This is a genomic window from uncultured Tateyamaria sp., assembly GCF_947496075.1.
In the GTDB taxonomy this organism is placed as follows: Bacteria; Pseudomonadota; Alphaproteobacteria; order Rhodobacterales; family Rhodobacteraceae; genus Tateyamaria.
This window is the reverse complement of record NZ_CANMBJ010000006.1, coordinates 727,207-742,096: the sequence shown is the minus strand read 5'-3', so window position 1 is coordinate 742,096 and position 14,890 is coordinate 727,207. Positions and strand designations below refer to the sequence as shown.

Sequence of the window (14,890 nt, the reverse complement as noted above, 5' to 3'; positions counted from 1 at the left end):
GGTCAAACCAATGCCAGGTGTTTCTTTGGACCATGGGCATCGTTTACCTGCGACCGAGGCCGGTCATTGTGTAGATTCGTTTGAATGTCAGGCGCGGCCATGGCGCGCATCAATGCGCTATAGTTCATCCGAAACTGCATTTCCGATCCAACGCGGAGCTTCTGATCTGTCGTGCCAATGACGAGATGATCGCTTGTCGCACCGACAAGTGTACTGCCAGCAGGCATCGAAAGCCCCGCCACATCCACGTCTTGGTTTCCAAGGGCAAGAATGATCCTTGTCGTTTCTGAGGTGGTAGGAACGAGCCGAATTATTGCCGGTGCGTGATCCGCGGTGCCTAAGAGTGGGTTCACTGTCTTGGTGTCGGTTTCGATCACTTCGGCGACAAGCGTGAAGGTGTCTCGAAACAAACCACCAATCTGATCTCCTGTGATCGGATCCATGCCAAGCAGTATGGCTTCGCCAATGCGCAGATCGTTAATCCGGCCGGTAGCGCGCGAGCCGAACGCCCAAGGCAAATTTGCAGAGTTGCCGCCAGATACCGTCTCAAGGAACGGGCCACACTGCCCCTCGACTTTATTGGCAAGCGAAGTCAGGGCCTGCATTTTTGTCGCGCTAGGGGCCATGCCGCTCAGACAGGCGAAGTTGGCACCGATGCCTTTCAGCGCCACACCGGGCATGTCCACGACTTGCTGTCCTACATATCCAATGTCTTGTGGCATGATCCCTTCGCGCAGGTCACCCATTTCGGCCATCAAGATGATGCCGTGAGCCGTGTTTTGCCGGAGTGCAGCAGCGGCCAATGCTGCGATCACAGGTATCTCTGTGTTGTAGCTCGCCTCACAGACCTGCACGATGTCATCGACCTGGCTCAACATTGGTGTTCTGATCAAGGTGATCGGACAAGTCATGCCAGCCTGGCGCAACCGCTTCACATTGCTCAAACGCGCCTCAGCCAAGCCCTCGATGCCGCCGTCAAGCATGGCCTGTGCCATGGCCGGATGCCCACATACCGCTTTGGTCACCGCAGTCACCCGAATGCCACGCCCTTTCAAGCGCTCGACAACTGTTCGTGTGTTGTGCCGCAATTTGCGCAGATCAACTTCTATGCGTGGGCAGTTCAAATCGCGGCCACGGGTGTTCCTTGCTGCAGGCCAGGATAGGCCGCAGCAACCATCGCCAGCAAATGCGCCGCTGGTCTGCTAAGCGCGTCAGTGACGGGCAGCTCAAGTTTCTTGCTTTGGGCTGCAATCGTATTCGTGATCTCGGCTTCCGACATCCCCTCGTGGTTGAGCGTGATGCCGATGACCTTGGTGTCAGAAAAGGCCTCGATCAAAGCAATCTCGCTTGTCGGGGTGGGCATTGGCATATTGGGAAAATCGCAGCGATGGCTGCGTTTTGGGGCATGCTGAAGGATGACGGCGTCAGGTTGGCTGCCGCGCAGGATAAAGGCCGATGTACAGAACGCTGGATGGCTGAGCGCACCTTGGCCCTCGATCAAAATGACATCGGGTTGTTCCGCCTCTGAGGCGGCGACAATCGCACCCTCAAGTTCGCCGCAGCAGAATTGGGGCGGGACGGCATCCATGGCCACGCCATATTTTGCGCCTTGCATCAGGCCCGTCTGACCCGTGCCAACCAGTACAGTCTTGATGCCCTTTGAGTTGAGGGCGCGTGCCAAGACCGTCGCAGTGGTCCGTTTTCCTATGGCGCAGTCGGTCCCCAGAACAGCGATGCGTAGCGCATTGACGTCCGCGACACTGCCGTCGAACAAGCGCATGTTTTTGCTGCTCTTGGGTTTGCGGATGTCGCGGATGGTGACCTGTCTGTCCAATGCGGCTTGTGCAATTTCGGGATCGTCACTGAGGTATTCATGCAGGCCACTGACGATGTTCATACCGCGCGCGATCGCATCTAGCACGACACCACGATCGACATTCGAAAGCCGCCCTGTTGAGGGGGCCATGCCGTAGATGAAAGTATCAGGTACGGAGGATTCGCGGGCGATAGCGATGTTCAGGCTCTCGAGGATTGGTATATCGTTGATCACGTCATCAAGAACCCGCCCGGCGTTCTCGTCGCTACAGGTGCTGTCGATGACCGAAACAATCCTGTAGGCCTCTGAATGGCGTACAAGGCCGTTGGCCGTCTTACCGTCAATTTTAGCAAAGTTACCTTCGCAGTAGACAACTGCTGTCGGGATTTGAGTGAGCGAAGATGATTGTGCTGGTGCGTTAAGGATCACGGGGGGCGTTTGGGCGCCCCTTGCGGGACGGCGAACGGTATCTACCGTTTGGATTTCGGATTTCATCGTATCTTCCTTTTGGTGGCGAGACTGTTGCTCGACAGGATATTGATGTGGATCTCGCGGTGCGCGGCGTTCAATTCCTGAGAACGCACAGACCCTTGGACTTTTGGAAGTTCCGGTTGCATTCCCAACGGTTCCCAGACCTGTCGAGATGGGCGTTGGCGGGCATGTTAATCGCTTCGCATCCTTCACCTGAAACTTCATACCCCCGCTGGCATTTCCATCCCTCGCCGTAAGATGCACCGTCGAAATATGCGAATTCCGGGATATCGACGGCCTCGCAAAGACCGTCTTGTTCGAAAAACCCACGTTCGCATGACCAGGGTTGACCGTAGCGGGACCCGTTTAGATATCCGTTGACCGGGACCGCGATTGCGGAGCAACTGTCATCCACCTGCTCGAACCCGCGTTCGCATACCCACGCAGACCCATAGGTTCCATCCACCAGATAGGCATTTTCAGGCACGACGACCTCTTGGCAAGCATCGTCGACTTTGAGAAATCCGCGCAGGCAGCGCCAGCGTTCGCCTGAAGGGTCTAGGAACCCACCATCAGGGACAACCACTGCAACGCAGGCTGTTTCATCGACCTTGCGAAATCCGTGATGACATTCCCAGCCGGATCCATAGGTGCGGTTTGTCTCATAGGCGTTTTCGGGGACCACAATAGCTGCACAGGTCTCGTCGATCGCGCGGTACCCAACGTTGCATTCCCAACCGTCGCCATAGCTCTTTGCGCTGGCGTTTTCCGGCATGATTTGGGCAATGGCCGGCATTGCAAAGAGTAGCAGAGCAATAACGGGGCCCATGAAAAGGACCCAAAGAATATGGGCTTCCTTCAACATAGGCGTCCCGCAAGCTGATTGCGACGATTGCAGCGGGGCTTTTGATCTATGATCCATCCAATTCAAGCCCCGCAAGACAAGCGTCTGCAAGGTCACGGTCCGGCGTATCTGAGCCTGGGTAGGTCGCCCAGCCCGTTTCCATCATCGCAGTGCGACGCCCGAAGCCAGAAATCTCTTGTAGAGCTGCGAGCTTCTGTGTGCGCTCTGGATCAGCCGCCGACAGGTTGAGGCACACCGGAACCATCGCCAAAGTCACTTCCTCAGATGCGAGGTCCTGCGCCATGGTTTGGGCGTTGCTGCTTGTTGTCCAGCCACCCCAAGTGAAGCCAATTATAGAAACCGCAATCGCGCCACCCAAAGCACCGTAGATGCCGGGTTTCGTCCAGTCAGGAAAAGTCATTTTTGATCCTATGACGGAGAAAGCGCCGCCTCACTGTTTGTTGCGCTGACAAGACATTTTGTCAGAGCCGTTTCGAGGTCGATTTATTGACGACTCGTACTCAATGCCCGGGCGCAAATCGCTGGTCCGCCCGGCCGCTAGGTCGGAAAAACATGACGCATGAGCGACGTGGTCGTGCGCAATCAGCCGGCAACCGTCCCAAGCGCCAAATCCCTGTTCCGGCATGTGGCAATCGAATTTTGGTGATAGATAATTGCAGCTAATTTTGGCAGACGATGCGCCTTGCCGAAGAAGACCACAACTTTGTATCTCCTACATAGTCGCCTAGCGCCTAATTTGCAATGCTAGCTGACGTGACCCATTTTCAAACAGAGCCGGTGGTTTCTAGCACTTGACCTCTTCGAGCCGCCTTCAGCGAAACGGTGGGCCATGCGCCCAGACGGTCAGCGAACGCCGAATGCCCCGCTTGATCGGCGTTACTTGATGCAGCACAAAGCTAGGAAACACACTCACTGATCCCTGCGCCCGATTGGCCAAGAGGACTTGAGCACTTGGCCTGACTTCCAGGTCACCCCCGTCGTAGGTGTCAGGATTGCTCAATTGAAGAACAAGTGTGAGCTTTCTTTTACCGGCAGCGGGACCATGACCAATGTCAGAATGCCATGCAAAATGTCCCTCTTTGGCCGCATCATAACTGGCAATTTGCGGGCTTTCCGCAAATTCACGCACGTCGAAATCAAACTGTTGGTTGTTAGAATGACTAACAAGCTCAATCAACCGGGTCATCACCCAGCTGAGGTCTCCGACATCGTCCATCCAAAGGAGTTCCGCATTACGCAAATTGTGATCCCGATTGCGGCCCACAAGCAGCGCCTCGTCGGCGGGCATTTTGGCGATTGCCGCAACAATGCGATCACATTCCCACGTCGTAAACGCATCGGGCACTGAGTGCACACCCATCATTCCGCCCACCATTTACAAATCATGGTTCGCGTCTGCGTGGATGCGAGAAGGGTCTGCATCAATGCACAGCCGGTTTCCCGGATCGATCCGATAGGTCTTTGAATACTTTTATGATTTCTGCTGGTTCTGCGCGATCAAGTGCCGCATCTGCGATCTCTTCTTCCGTCCAAATCCAAGTCTTCGCAGGATCATGAAGCATCGCCCAACTTGCAAACAATCGACTTTGTATCTTGAGATTCAGGAGTTCTTTGACCCCAGCATGACGATCATCGCGACAAATCCGTGCATAGGCTGCGCGCACTGCATCTTCCGGACCTTCTAGCAGTTGAAGGTAGATGTCATGTCGACAAACCAACGCGCCAGTCACGTCATCCCGCTTATTACAGCGTCTGGCATCTAGCAAAATTCCTGCCAGTGTCGGCTCGTCGAACCCAAACGGCTGTGACACATAAACGATCTGGATAAGATTTGTGATGATTTGGCTCCCTGCGGGATTAAGCGATGCATGAACATGCATTGATAGACGCATGATCACATCGCTTCAGATGACGACCGTACGGCTTTGTCGATGCTGAGTCTCGACCAAAGTGAACAAAAGGCCAATTTGGACAACACCACCTCAACATCGCGATTCTTGAGCCATGACCGCGCAGTTTCCGTGCTTGAGTGAATACGGCAAGGAAACAAGGCCGTTTTGTCCAGAGCGTGTTAGGCCGCCGCAAGCCAGCATCAGAAATCAAACGCTCGCCGGATGTTCTACGCTAAGAGCGCAGGCTGCGCGAAACGTGAACTCGCGGGATAGGGTGATCCGGACCTAGGGTGAAGCGCAGCAAGACCGTGATACGGTGCCTTGTCAACTTCGGGTTGTCGTTGTGGGAGGGCATGGCGGATCGGAGGATCAGTCATGGAAACACCAAACTTACCTGTCATTCGCGCGCTTCGCCCCGCCTGGAACAAGGGGCGCATCGTAGGCCAGAAGCGACCTTTGAAACCAAAACACGTCTGGGCGATCAGGGTTCGTCTCGAACTGGCCGAAAACCACCGCGACCTAGCACTGTTCAACATGGCAATCGACAGCAAGCTTCGAGGCTGTGACCTTGTAAAGATGAAAGTCGTGGATGTAATGGCGTCTGGCCAGATCAAGGAACGCGCTTCCGTTCTACAAAGCAAAACGCAGAAACCGGTGCGCTTCGAGATTTCGGAAGGCACCCGCGCCTCGGTCGAGAAGTGGATGGAAGACGAGCTCATGGTTGGCTCGGAGTACCTTTGGCCGGGCCGCTTCCATGAGCGCCTGCACATCTCGACCCGCCAGTATGCCCGCATTGTCCGGGATTGGGTCACCTCAATCGGCCTAGAGGCCAGCGCATACGGAACGCACTCTATGCGACGTACCAAGGTTACCCAAATCTATAAGAAGACCGGCAACCTTCGCGCTGTTCAGCTCCTTCTAGGCCACACCAAGATGGATAGTACGGTCAGATATCTCGGCGTCGAACTTGAGGACGCATTGGCTATTGCGGAAGCTATTGAAATCTAACATGTCTGGGTCGCCCACACGGGCGGCCCATTCCTGCCGTTCAACATAGGACATCATTGCTGCAGTGCGGCTCGTCGAAGGAGACATTCGTCTGCAACTACGCAATCGGCTGAGAGGTCAACTGGCAGTGTTCTGACTTTCAGGTCCTCGGCAAGCTAGGCAGCTGGGTCGAGCTTCTATTGGTCGAACTACTTCGTATAAAGCTGCGCGAACTGCCTCGTTTTCAGATGCGCCTTTGGGTCGTAAGTGGGCACATCAAGTGGATCGTCAGGTTCGATGATCCAGTCTCGGTCTTCATGGCTCAGGCTCAGTCCAGTGGCTTCAATCAACGCTTTCAGCTCATCAGGAACGCTTCGATGCAGCGCCCCCGCGGACGCCTGATCGATACCTGATGGGGCAAGATTGTCGATCAGCAAGAACTTTCCATTACGTCGAAGCACACGCTCTATTTCGGAAAATACCTTGCTCGGGCGGCCAAAGGAGATTTCTGGCTGAGGCATGAACCACAATTCGTGCGGCCCCTGAAGCCAGATGACGCGGTCAATGGACGCGTCTTGCGCATCAAGTTCCTCCCAGGATGACGAGCTGTAACGCGCATGTGGTTTGCCCGTCCGCTCGACGCGTCTACGCGCGTCTTTTCCAAAGAATGCGTCCAGCGCAGACGGTTGCTGCACAACCAATTTCCCTGAACTGTCGATCAGTTCCAGCAAAAGGCCTGTGAACCACCCCTTACCCGGCTCCAATTCCAGTACCGAATGCGCCGGCTCAAGCTCTGCCAGGGACAGAGTGTCCGCAGCCCGGCGGCGATCATCGAAAGCGCGATCCGCTTTGGGCCGCCCTTCCGACATCATCAGTTTTGCTAGCCAGTTCATTGGCCTGCGACCATGCCTACTGCATCCAATCCCAACACGACACCAACTGCAAAGACAGGAGCTGCGATCAGGAACAGTGCCCAGCTGAGGCTTCGGAACGGTATGATACCGAACGCATAGAGCGGCAGGTAGAAAATTCGCGACACAATCATTGCCAGAGAGGCCCAGTAGGTCAGCGTCCCGGAGGAACCGGTGACCTGCTGAACGACGACCAGCGCAATCCATACAGCGGCAACGTCGCTTTGATTGCGCACAGCGCGCAAAAGTCTGCCCTGCGCAGGAGAATCCGGCGGCGGATCAGCGCGGTTTGACAGCGCGTACGCTGTGCCGCCGATCTTATCGAGATGGAGTTGCTGTATTACGATGGACAGCCAAAGCATTCCACCGGTCACAAAGACGGACCAGAGTTCTATAGTCATAGTATTTTCCTAGGTTTTAGGCGGCCAACGCGGTTGCCTTGTCGGGGTGTATTTTGCCGGTCTCGGCGAAAAGCTTGAGGTCTTCGAGCGTTTCGTCGATGGCAGTGCTGAACTGACGCCGAATGGCCCATCCCATCAGCACGCCGAATGGCGGCATGAGGTCGGCCACAAACGAAAGATCGACCTCCGTCACGTTTCCGAGCTCATTTAGCGTCCAGCGACCACTGAGTTTACGGACAAAGAACGGCATTGCCTTGGCCTTGGCGTCGTAGGCAAGAATGTGATTTCGAACATCGAAGGTCCGGATCGTCTCGGTTACATCGCCAATGGACGCGGTGCAGACCCGCCCTCCGACGGTCGCTCCTTTGTGAGGAGCGACCGTCGTGTTGGGCTCGGAGGATTGTACCGCGCGGGCCCATTGACCGACCTTCGCGTAATCCTCTGCAAGGATTTTCCAAAGGTGTTCAGCGGAGGCTGCAACCTCCATGGAGCGCGCGATCTGCATTACTCACCGTCCAGACCAACCGATGCCGCAATATCGAGTTGCTGCATCTGAAGCGTTTCGAGATTGGCCACGCCGGGCAAGGCGCCGAACTCTGGCCAGGTCAACGCCTCTTCGTTGATGCGGTTCATGGCGTCGCGGTCGGTCCAGTAGTTGACCATCGTCCATGTGCCGTCCGGCCCCTCTGAGACGGCGCGGGCGACCAGCGTGTCGTACTGTCCCATCTTCTCGGCGATGGGTGCAAGCGCCGCTGTTACCGAAGCTGTATCTGCTCCATCCTCAGCCTGGAACGTCACGATTTCCATCACAGTTGCCTCTTGAGCGAACACGAGTGCAGGGATCAATGCGGTCGAGGTTGCAAGAGCGACGAAGCGCAAAATTTTTGCAGGATTCATAGTGTTTCTCCTTTGGGGATGTTTGAGCGAGACGCTGTGGTCTCAGGGTTTCTCGTCGCCGAGATAGGTCCCGCCAAATGTTTCGCTGGCGGTTTGAAAGGTACGGCGGAGGGTGCCGGTCAAAACGGGTTCGATGACAGGGCCGGTGCCCGGTATGCGAGGGTCGAAATACGCCTGTACAGTAAGGTCGGTGCCGCCAGTTTTGTTAGCTTCGAAGGCGTAAAGCAGGACGATGTCGCGTACAGGCAGGTTCATCGTCGAAGCGTCGGCATCAATGGTATACGCGTAAGTATGAGGTGGGTCGTAAACCACGAGCGGTTCGACCAATTCTCTTCCATCGGCGAAAACGCAGATGCGCCGCGATCCTACGCCAAACTGTCCCGGCACCTCGCTTTGTGAATGATCGAAACGGACCTCGACGATGTTCGGATCGTAGAGGTCAACGCGCGTTAGAAGCAGCGGAAGGATTTCAGCGGGAGCCTGATCAAACCGAACGCTGACGTTCCGCCGCAGCGTGATGTCCTTGGTAATGGCAGCATCGAATGATCGCGCCCAATCCTGTGCGTTGGCTGTGAGGGGCGAGGTCACTCCTATGGCTGCCGCGCAGGCGACGTACTGAAGAAAAGTCCTCATGGGCGATACTCCATCGCATCAGAATCGTTTTATAATCCGCGGTACATAACGACTAACGTTTGCCTCAGGCGCTGTCCAGCGTTATATACTCAGAATTATAAAATAGGTGTGATATGGCCCGTCCGAGAACTTTTGACGAAGATACAGTCGTGGACGCTGCGATGGTGGCGTTTTGGCGGACGGGGTTTGACGACACGCCGATCAACGCATTGGAAGACGCGACGGGGATCAAGCGGATCAGCCTATACAATGCCTTCGGCGACAAAGAAGGGCTGTTCCTCGCGGCGCTGGATCGCTACCACCTTGGCGCTCGGGACGTCTATGAGGGCATGGTGGCACAGGGTAACCTCGATGCGATCCAGAACCTTTTTACAGCTATGAGCGCACCTGCCGATCCAGACGCGCCAGCACATGCTGGGTGCCTGATGGTCAACACCGTGCTGGACGTTCGCCGTGCCTCGGACGAGGTGAAAGCACGTATCACGGGCTACCGCGAACTCCTTAGAACCTCCTTTGTCTCCGCGCTACAAAATGCACGGTCTGAAGGCCAGATGATCGCTGACGATGACGTGATCGAACAGCGCGCTACTTATCTCCTTGGTTTGCTTTGGGGGGCGCTCGCACTGATCCGCGTTGAAGGGAAAACAACTGCCGCAAAGGATGTCGCCGATGTCGGCAACCTCACGATTGACGGGTGGCGCAGGCGATAGCTGGGTTCCAAGGAATATACCCCGCCACTTCAGAATTGCCGGCTACTATCTAACTTCAGAATAAGACTTGAGGGAGTTGCAAAAGAAATGTCGGCGTCAGAACACAGTAGATGGCGGAAGTAGCGCAGCACCGATGATGCGAGCACATAGAGTAACGACCTTCACGGCCCGTACCAGCCATTCATCAAGCGAGGTGCCCAGCTTCCTGAAAGCGGTCCTTCGCCCAAAGGCTCGCACGAGGTTCAGCGGCATAAGATGTGTTGGAAACTCTCTCTTACCAGATCGACTTAAACTCTCCCATTGGTTCTGACGCCAGACACAATCAAAAGACCAGTCAGCGAGGCCTCGTTCACTCTGCAACCACTTTAGGCCGCCTGGAGATCGAATGGTGTCGGGATCAGTACTTTCACCGCTAAGCCGCCTAAATCCCCGGAATTTTCGAGGGCGAGATCAGCCCCATATGCTTTGAGCAAGTCAACAGCTATTGCGAGACCCAACCCAGTGCCGGGCTTGGATGTGTCTAGGCGACCGCCTGAACGCAATGCCTCGCGCTGCGATTCCTCTGGAATGCCCGGACCGTCATCTTCGACATAGATCATGACACAGCCGTCGGCTTTCTCAGCAGTCAACTGAACTGTGTGTCGGCTCCATTTCAGAGCATTGTCCAATAGATTCCCAATGACTTCTTCAATGTCTTGAGTGTCCATTCGCACCCACAAACCTCTTGCGTTTTTGCACCGTAGTGATTTTCCTTCACGTTCCGCCATCATCGAAAACAGGCGTGAAAATCTATCGACAGAGTTCGACAAATCGGTACGCGAATGAGTGAGTTCTGCTGAATTGGCTGCACGCATTCGAGCCAAAGACCGGCCGATCTGCGCATCGATTCTGTCAAGTGCTTCGAAGGCCATCGGCGCACCCACGTCTTTGTCGGACAGAACGTCCAACTCGTTGCGCAAAATGGCGGATGGAGTCTTGAGTGCATGCGCAAGGTCGGCCGCCTGTCGACGAGCGCCCATGACGATGTCACGGTTTCGTTGAAGTAACGCGTTGATATCACTGACCAAGGGCGCGACTTCTTCGGGATAGTCCGCCTGCACCAATTCTTCGTCATGGTCCCACCGCTTTGCCACGTCTTTGCGCAGTCTCCGCAAAGGCCACAGAATGGTAGATATCAACATCACCGATCCCGCCAAACCAATCATTCCCACGAGCGAAAAAACAAGTAGCAAGCTCTGGCGAGTGTCGCTTCGCTCATGAATCAATTCGGTCAGACTTTCGGCAACGCTGACGCCCCACTCGCTCCCGTCTTCGTAGGTGATGCGCTGATACACACCGCGAACGCCTTCGTTCTCTGGACCTACGATGTCCCACACGATCAAACCTGTGTCTGTTTGCGTCGGTTCGTCAAAGGTTTGATCAAATAGCGATGCAGAAGTGACAATCTGGCCATCGCTGCTTGTCACTTGCCAATATCGACCGGAAAACGGCGTGCCGTAAGCCGGGTCAAATATCAGGTCTCTTAGCCGTTCAGGATCACTTGTTGCAGTACTAAGAGCGACCACCACCTGAGTGTGACGGTCGCGAAGGGTAGCATCAAACCGCTCCTGTACTCTGCTGTCGACATAGGCATAAAGGGTCAGTGCACCTACTGCGACGGATATTAAGCCCGATGCCAAACTGCCCAAAAGAGCACGATGGCGTAAGGACAACATCACGCGGCGTCGATCATGTACCCACGGCCGCGAACGGTCGTGATCAGATCTGGTCCAAGTTTCTTTCTGAGTCGCGTAACAAAAACTGCAATCGTGTTGGAGTCACGGTCGCCGTCGTATTCGTAGATGTGTTCAGATAGTTCAGTGCGCGAAATCATCCGGCCCGTGTTGTACACGAGATAGGACAAAACTGCGAGTTCCTGAGCCGTAAGGTCTACAGGCAGGCCATTGATGGAGACGCGACCATTGCGCGTGTCAAAAACAAAGTCGCCTTTCTCGAAAACTGGATTCACGTGGCCACTTTGTCGACGCAATATCGCGCGGACCCGCGCAGCCAGTTCGGACATGTGGAACGGCTTTGTCATGTAGTCGTCTGCACCCGCATCCAAACCATCAACGCGCTCGCTCCACCCATCACGGGCTGTTAGAATAAGGACCGGCGTTTTTAACCCTTCCTTACGCCACTGACGCAGTACGGAAATTCCGTCGCGTTCTGGCAAGCCGATGTCGAGGATGATCATATCGTACGGTTCGGTTGAGCCCAAAAAGTGGGCTTCGACGCCATCATTTACGACATCGACGATCCGACCTTCTGCATTCAACAGGGTCTTGATCTGTTTGCAAAGCTGCGGTTCATCTTCGGCAAGTAGTATTCGCATTTCACAATCATTAGACGCGAAATGGGGACAATATAAGGCGAAATCGTTTCACCTATCCGCGACCTTTGCCGCCACCGTTACCGCCGCCATTGCCGCCACCGTTGCCGCCGCCATTGCTGCCACCGTTGCCGCCGCCATTGCCGCCACCGTTACCGCCGCCATTGCCGCCACCGTTGCCGCCACCGTTACCGCCGCCATTGCCGCCACCGTTGCCGCCAGCGCCAGCGTTCCCATTTTTACCTTTGCCAACGCCTGTCGTTTCGTTGGTCCTGCTGAGGCCTTTAGCGGGAGTGGATACCAGCGCATCAATCTGCCGGCCAACTTTGGACTTCTGGGACACTGCCTTCCCGGTGCGCGCATTGACGATGACACTCACGATCTGGCCGCTCGGCTTCTTAACCAGAATTCGGTAATAGACGTCATTCGACTTGAATGCCCGCGCATCAATGGGTGTTCCACCCGTTATTTGGGCAACACCGTCTATCACACGCTTCAATCCGATCGCCTGCCCTGATGCAGATTCCTCACGTAACTCGGATTGGCTCAACTCACGCGCTGCCGCATAAACCGGCCCCGTTGTGTACAGGGCCAATACTGCGGCAATAATCGTACTTTGTACCCGTTTCATCCTCACTTCTCGCGTGAATACGTCGATATCAGGGTAGCAAATGCAAGATGAATGCTCGGTGAACAACCGATTTCAGCCAGGTTCACAACCTATGTGCAGACTGATTGTTGCAAATGCGCGACTCATTCCCAAACGCGCCGTTCGAAACTGCGATATGAAACCGTGGTCACCGAGTGACCAAACAGATCATAGGTGCCTCACATGAAGGTCGAATTTGGAAAGGTGCTCAGAGCACTCTCACTCTCAATTTCAATGTCCGCTGCGTTGGTAGGAACAACCGCGATCGTAGTGGCACTAACCACCCCAGATATTGCACTTGCCAAAAACGGCAAAGGTGGTGGCGGTAACGGCGGTGGCAATGGCGGCGGCAAAGGTGGTGGTAACGGTGGCGGAAACGGCAACGATAATGATGGTGGCAAGGGTCACGGTGGCAGCAACGGCAAAGGTTCCGGAGCGTCCGCCGATAAAGGCAAGAGTGCAAAGTCAGCAACGCGCAGTGGGCATAAAGCTGGTCAACAAAAGCGCACCCGTTTCTCGCTAAAGAAACTGTTCGAAGGCCAAAAAGATCCTAAAACCAAACGGATCGAAAGAACAATATCAAAGCCGGCGAAGACGTCCAATGCTCCGAAAAGAGCGGTGCGCGTTTCAGCACCTGTCAAGTCGATAAAGCCCAAGGCGGCCCCAAGAACGAAAGCCAACAGAATGGCCGCTCTTCTCGGAGTTCATCCTTCTGAACTGGGCGCCTTGAACGCGGCGAACGCCAATCAGAATGCATTCGCTAATGCGTCCCCCAACTCCCGAGTGGGAAAGATTGCCGATTTCCGAAACGCTTCAATCGTGTTGAACCTTCTTCGTGATGCACTGGACGAAAAGAAAGATGAACTGGCGGGTTTAACACCGCCGGAACGCCCTTTGGCGGAAATCGAGGCCGCACGTGAATTTGCAGATGCCGAAGCGGCGCAAATCAGCGAACGAGTATCCGAGCTTGAGGCCGCACTTGTAGAGGCTGGTGGAACGGATCCGCAAATTGAAAGCGAACTGGCAAGTGCACGGGCAGATCTGGATGCGGCACAAGCGACCGCAGACTCTCTGGCGGAAGAGCAACAGACCGCCGAGCAATATCAGCAAGCGGTGAGCGAAGTTGAAGCGCTGACGGGTCAGGTTGATGAGCAGGACACGGTTGCACGCGCTGCCTTAGAGGACGCTGCGAACAAGCCTGTAACCGATCAGGTTGAAGCGGCCGTCAGGTCCATCCTCGGTTTGTAGTATTGGCAATAGGCTTGGTCTACGACCGGGCCCACGCACGCTGACCAGTAAGACAAGGGCGGGATGATGATCCATCTCGCCCATTTCACGTTTGGCAGTTTTTTTAAGTTTAATGTCACACTAGAACGGTTGGCGGCCCGAATTGCCTATGAGGTTCGATTATATTCATGTTTTTGGATAATCACTTCGTGCCGCAGCGATGCACGAACACCGCCGGTAAAAAAAGGAGCCGCTCAAATTGAGCGGCTCCTTTCTAGACGAGCTGAATTCTTATCAAGCGCTACGCAAATTCTTGTTATTGAAAATATCTTCAAGAACCTGTTCGACGTCCTCAAATCGCCCACTTGATCTGCCAAGGCTTTGCGGCTTGTCCTTGGTGATTTTCGTGCGAAACTTCAGTACAACGAACTTTTGCGACTCCGTGAGTGGGTTTTCGACCTGATCCGACACACAACTTCCCCTATTACTAACTCGATGGTTTTAGCCATCGATTCTTTTTCTGACACTTTTATGCCTCATTTGATTTGAACTTGATGAGAACGTCTTGTTCATCTTCGGTTCATCTTCGGGCTCAATGGAAATACCAAGCCAATGAATGCCAGGATGAAACGTGTTGTAACGATGGTTGCATCGCGCAGTTTGTGGAACTGGATGTCAGCAGCGGTGTACCGATGATTACAGGGTTACCTTGATGATCAGGTCAGAGATCAGCAGAACCCAACCTGACGCAAACTCAAACCGGGCCTATGGATTGGAACATTAACGGTACATGAACGGCGCGTTTTCCTCTCGTTCATTTGCAGCATCCTATTGCTTTGGGCAACTGACGGCAGCGTCAACTGACGATAAATTTTCAAGCATAGGTTTTGGGGACGAATAATCATGAATACTGACACTCGCTCAGGAGACAATCGACAGCCCTGCGCCTCGGTTGCAGCAACTTCGGAATTAAGGGCCGTTGCGCGACTACTCGAAGATATCGCTTACAAATTGGCTGTAACATCGGGCCCAAACGCCGCTTCCGCCTTTATCTTGATGT

At 54.7% G+C, this 14,890-nt stretch carries 17 protein-coding genes; 3 read left to right on the top strand and 14 right to left on the bottom strand.

What is annotated here, in order from left to right; all coding sequences use genetic code 11:
* Positions 1–2: 2 nt before the first annotated feature.
* The 6 genes from Q1A51_RS22445 to Q1A51_RS22420 form a co-directional block, all read right to left on the bottom strand.
* A complete protein-coding gene (locus tag Q1A51_RS22445; protein ID WP_299602676.1) occupies positions 3–1,124 on the bottom strand; it encodes an alanine/ornithine racemase family PLP-dependent enzyme in 1,122 nt (373 codons plus the stop codon).
* On the bottom strand, positions 1,121–2,311 hold the full coding sequence (locus Q1A51_RS22440; protein ID WP_299602674.1) for a DUF1611 domain-containing protein: 1,191 nt from the start codon (positions 2,309–2,311) through the stop codon (positions 1,121–1,123). Before Q1A51_RS22440 ends, Q1A51_RS22445 begins: the two co-directional genes overlap by 4 nt.
* 70 nt (positions 2,312–2,381) lie before the next feature.
* A complete protein-coding gene (locus Q1A51_RS22435) occupies positions 2,382–3,062 on the bottom strand; it encodes a hypothetical protein (RefSeq protein ID WP_299671532.1) in 681 nt (226 codons plus the stop codon).
* A 136-nt stretch (positions 3,063–3,198) separates the two neighbouring features.
* Positions 3,199–3,552: a hypothetical protein gene (locus Q1A51_RS22430; protein ID WP_299602669.1), complete on the bottom strand. Its 354-nt coding sequence runs from the start codon at positions 3,550–3,552 to the stop codon at positions 3,199–3,201.
* A 411-nt stretch (positions 3,553–3,963) separates the two neighbouring features.
* Entirely contained in the window at positions 3,964–4,515 is a 552-nt protein-coding gene (locus tag Q1A51_RS22425; protein ID WP_299602667.1) for a 2OG-Fe(II) oxygenase, read from the bottom strand.
* Between the two features lie 58 nt (positions 4,516–4,573).
* Positions 4,574–5,044, bottom strand: coding sequence for a BLUF domain-containing protein (locus Q1A51_RS22420; RefSeq protein WP_299602828.1), 471 nt, complete (start codon positions 5,042–5,044; stop codon positions 4,574–4,576).
* Positions 5,045–5,419: 375 nt separating this feature from the next.
* On the opposite strand from Q1A51_RS22420, the gene Q1A51_RS22415 reads away from it, so the two are divergent.
* Positions 5,420–6,052 (top strand): tyrosine-type recombinase/integrase, encoded by a 633-nt coding sequence (locus Q1A51_RS22415; protein WP_299602665.1) that lies wholly within the window; start codon positions 5,420–5,422, stop codon positions 6,050–6,052.
* A 188-nt stretch (positions 6,053–6,240) separates the two neighbouring features.
* Here the strand turns inward: Q1A51_RS22415 and Q1A51_RS22410 are convergent, their stop codons facing one another.
* From Q1A51_RS22410 to Q1A51_RS22390, 5 genes are read right to left on the bottom strand one after another with little or no spacing between them, the layout of a single operon-like run.
* Positions 6,241–6,924 carry a methyltransferase domain-containing protein gene (locus tag Q1A51_RS22410; protein WP_299602663.1) on the bottom strand — a complete coding sequence of 228 codons (684 nt, stop codon included), beginning with the start codon at positions 6,922–6,924 and terminating at the stop codon, positions 6,241–6,243.
* Positions 6,921–7,343, bottom strand: a complete 423-nt coding sequence (locus tag Q1A51_RS22405) for an MAPEG family protein (RefSeq protein ID WP_299602659.1) — start codon at positions 7,341–7,343, stop codon at positions 6,921–6,923. Before Q1A51_RS22405 ends, Q1A51_RS22410 begins: the two co-directional genes overlap by 4 nt.
* Before the next feature lie 16 nt (positions 7,344–7,359).
* Positions 7,360–7,848 carry an SRPBCC family protein gene (locus Q1A51_RS22400; protein ID WP_299602657.1) on the bottom strand — a complete coding sequence of 163 codons (489 nt, stop codon included), beginning with the start codon at positions 7,846–7,848 and terminating at the stop codon, positions 7,360–7,362.
* On the bottom strand, positions 7,848–8,240 hold the full coding sequence (locus Q1A51_RS22395; protein ID WP_299602654.1) for a hypothetical protein: 393 nt from the start codon (positions 8,238–8,240) through the stop codon (positions 7,848–7,850). The genes Q1A51_RS22400 and Q1A51_RS22395 overlap by 1 nt, the downstream gene beginning before the upstream one ends.
* A gap of 42 nt (positions 8,241–8,282) precedes the next feature.
* Positions 8,283–8,873, bottom strand: coding sequence for an SRPBCC family protein (locus Q1A51_RS22390; protein ID WP_299602651.1), 591 nt, complete (start codon positions 8,871–8,873; stop codon positions 8,283–8,285).
* A 113-nt stretch (positions 8,874–8,986) separates the two neighbouring features.
* Here Q1A51_RS22390 and Q1A51_RS22385 point away from each other — a divergent pair, with 113 nt between their 5' ends.
* Positions 8,987–9,583: a TetR/AcrR family transcriptional regulator gene (locus Q1A51_RS22385; RefSeq protein ID WP_299602647.1), complete on the top strand. Its 597-nt coding sequence runs from the start codon at positions 8,987–8,989 to the stop codon at positions 9,581–9,583.
* A gap of 365 nt (positions 9,584–9,948) precedes the next feature.
* Here the strand turns inward: Q1A51_RS22385 and Q1A51_RS22380 are convergent, their stop codons facing one another.
* From Q1A51_RS22380 to Q1A51_RS22370, 3 genes are read right to left on the bottom strand one after another with little or no spacing between them, the layout of a single operon-like run.
* The gene (locus Q1A51_RS22380; protein WP_299602643.1) at positions 9,949–11,298 is read right to left on the bottom strand and encodes a HAMP domain-containing sensor histidine kinase; all 1,350 of its coding nucleotides are present in this window, start codon (positions 11,296–11,298) and stop codon (positions 9,949–9,951) included.
* Entirely contained in the window at positions 11,298–11,957 is a 660-nt protein-coding gene (locus Q1A51_RS22375; protein ID WP_299602641.1) for a response regulator transcription factor, read from the bottom strand. The genes Q1A51_RS22380 and Q1A51_RS22375 overlap by 1 nt, the downstream gene beginning before the upstream one ends.
* A 52-nt stretch (positions 11,958–12,009) precedes the next feature.
* Positions 12,010–12,585, bottom strand: a complete 576-nt coding sequence (locus Q1A51_RS22370; protein ID WP_299602639.1) for a hypothetical protein — start codon at positions 12,583–12,585, stop codon at positions 12,010–12,012.
* A 201-nt stretch (positions 12,586–12,786) separates the two neighbouring features.
* Here Q1A51_RS22370 and Q1A51_RS22365 point away from each other — a divergent pair, with 201 nt between their 5' ends.
* Positions 12,787–13,851, top strand: a complete 1,065-nt coding sequence (locus Q1A51_RS22365; RefSeq protein WP_299602636.1) for a hypothetical protein — start codon at positions 12,787–12,789, stop codon at positions 13,849–13,851.
* Positions 13,852–14,890 lie beyond the last annotated feature (1,039 nt).

What these genes read in the sequence shown, in the direction of transcription:
- Q1A51_RS22440 (WP_299602674.1), bottom strand. Translation starts at nt 2,311, where the DNA reads ATGAAATCCGAAATCCAAACGGTAGATACCGTTCGCCGTCCCGCAAGG.
- Q1A51_RS22435 (WP_299671532.1), bottom strand. Translation starts at nt 3,062, where the DNA reads ATGCCGGAAAACGCCAGCGCAAAGAGCTATGGCGACGGTTGGGAATGC.
- Q1A51_RS22430 (WP_299602669.1), bottom strand. Translation starts at nt 3,552, where the DNA reads ATGACTTTTCCTGACTGGACGAAACCCGGCATCTACGGTGCTTTGGGT.
- Q1A51_RS22425 (WP_299602667.1), bottom strand. Translation starts at nt 4,515, where the DNA reads ATGATGGGTGTGCACTCAGTGCCCGATGCGTTTACGACGTGGGAATGT.
- Q1A51_RS22420 (WP_299602828.1), bottom strand. Translation starts at nt 5,044, where the DNA reads ATGCGTCTATCAATGCATGTTCATGCATCGCTTAATCCCGCAGGGAGC.
- Q1A51_RS22415 (WP_299602665.1), top strand. Translation starts at nt 5,420, where the DNA reads ATGGAAACACCAAACTTACCTGTCATTCGCGCGCTTCGCCCCGCCTGG.
- Q1A51_RS22410 (WP_299602663.1), bottom strand. Translation starts at nt 6,924, where the DNA reads ATGAACTGGCTAGCAAAACTGATGATGTCGGAAGGGCGGCCCAAAGCG.
- Q1A51_RS22405 (WP_299602659.1), bottom strand. Translation starts at nt 7,343, where the DNA reads ATGACTATAGAACTCTGGTCCGTCTTTGTGACCGGTGGAATGCTTTGG.
- Q1A51_RS22400 (WP_299602657.1), bottom strand. Translation starts at nt 7,848, where the DNA reads ATGCAGATCGCGCGCTCCATGGAGGTTGCAGCCTCCGCTGAACACCTT.
- Q1A51_RS22395 (WP_299602654.1), bottom strand. Translation starts at nt 8,240, where the DNA reads ATGAATCCTGCAAAAATTTTGCGCTTCGTCGCTCTTGCAACCTCGACC.
- Q1A51_RS22390 (WP_299602651.1), bottom strand. Translation starts at nt 8,873, where the DNA reads ATGAGGACTTTTCTTCAGTACGTCGCCTGCGCGGCAGCCATAGGAGTG.
- Q1A51_RS22385 (WP_299602647.1), top strand. Translation starts at nt 8,987, where the DNA reads ATGGCCCGTCCGAGAACTTTTGACGAAGATACAGTCGTGGACGCTGCG.
- Q1A51_RS22380 (WP_299602643.1), bottom strand. Translation starts at nt 11,298, where the DNA reads ATGTTGTCCTTACGCCATCGTGCTCTTTTGGGCAGTTTGGCATCGGGC.
- Q1A51_RS22375 (WP_299602641.1), bottom strand. Translation starts at nt 11,957, where the DNA reads ATGCGAATACTACTTGCCGAAGATGAACCGCAGCTTTGCAAACAGATC.
- Q1A51_RS22370 (WP_299602639.1), bottom strand. Translation starts at nt 12,585, where the DNA reads ATGAAACGGGTACAAAGTACGATTATTGCCGCAGTATTGGCCCTGTAC.
- Q1A51_RS22365 (WP_299602636.1), top strand. Translation starts at nt 12,787, where the DNA reads ATGAAGGTCGAATTTGGAAAGGTGCTCAGAGCACTCTCACTCTCAATT.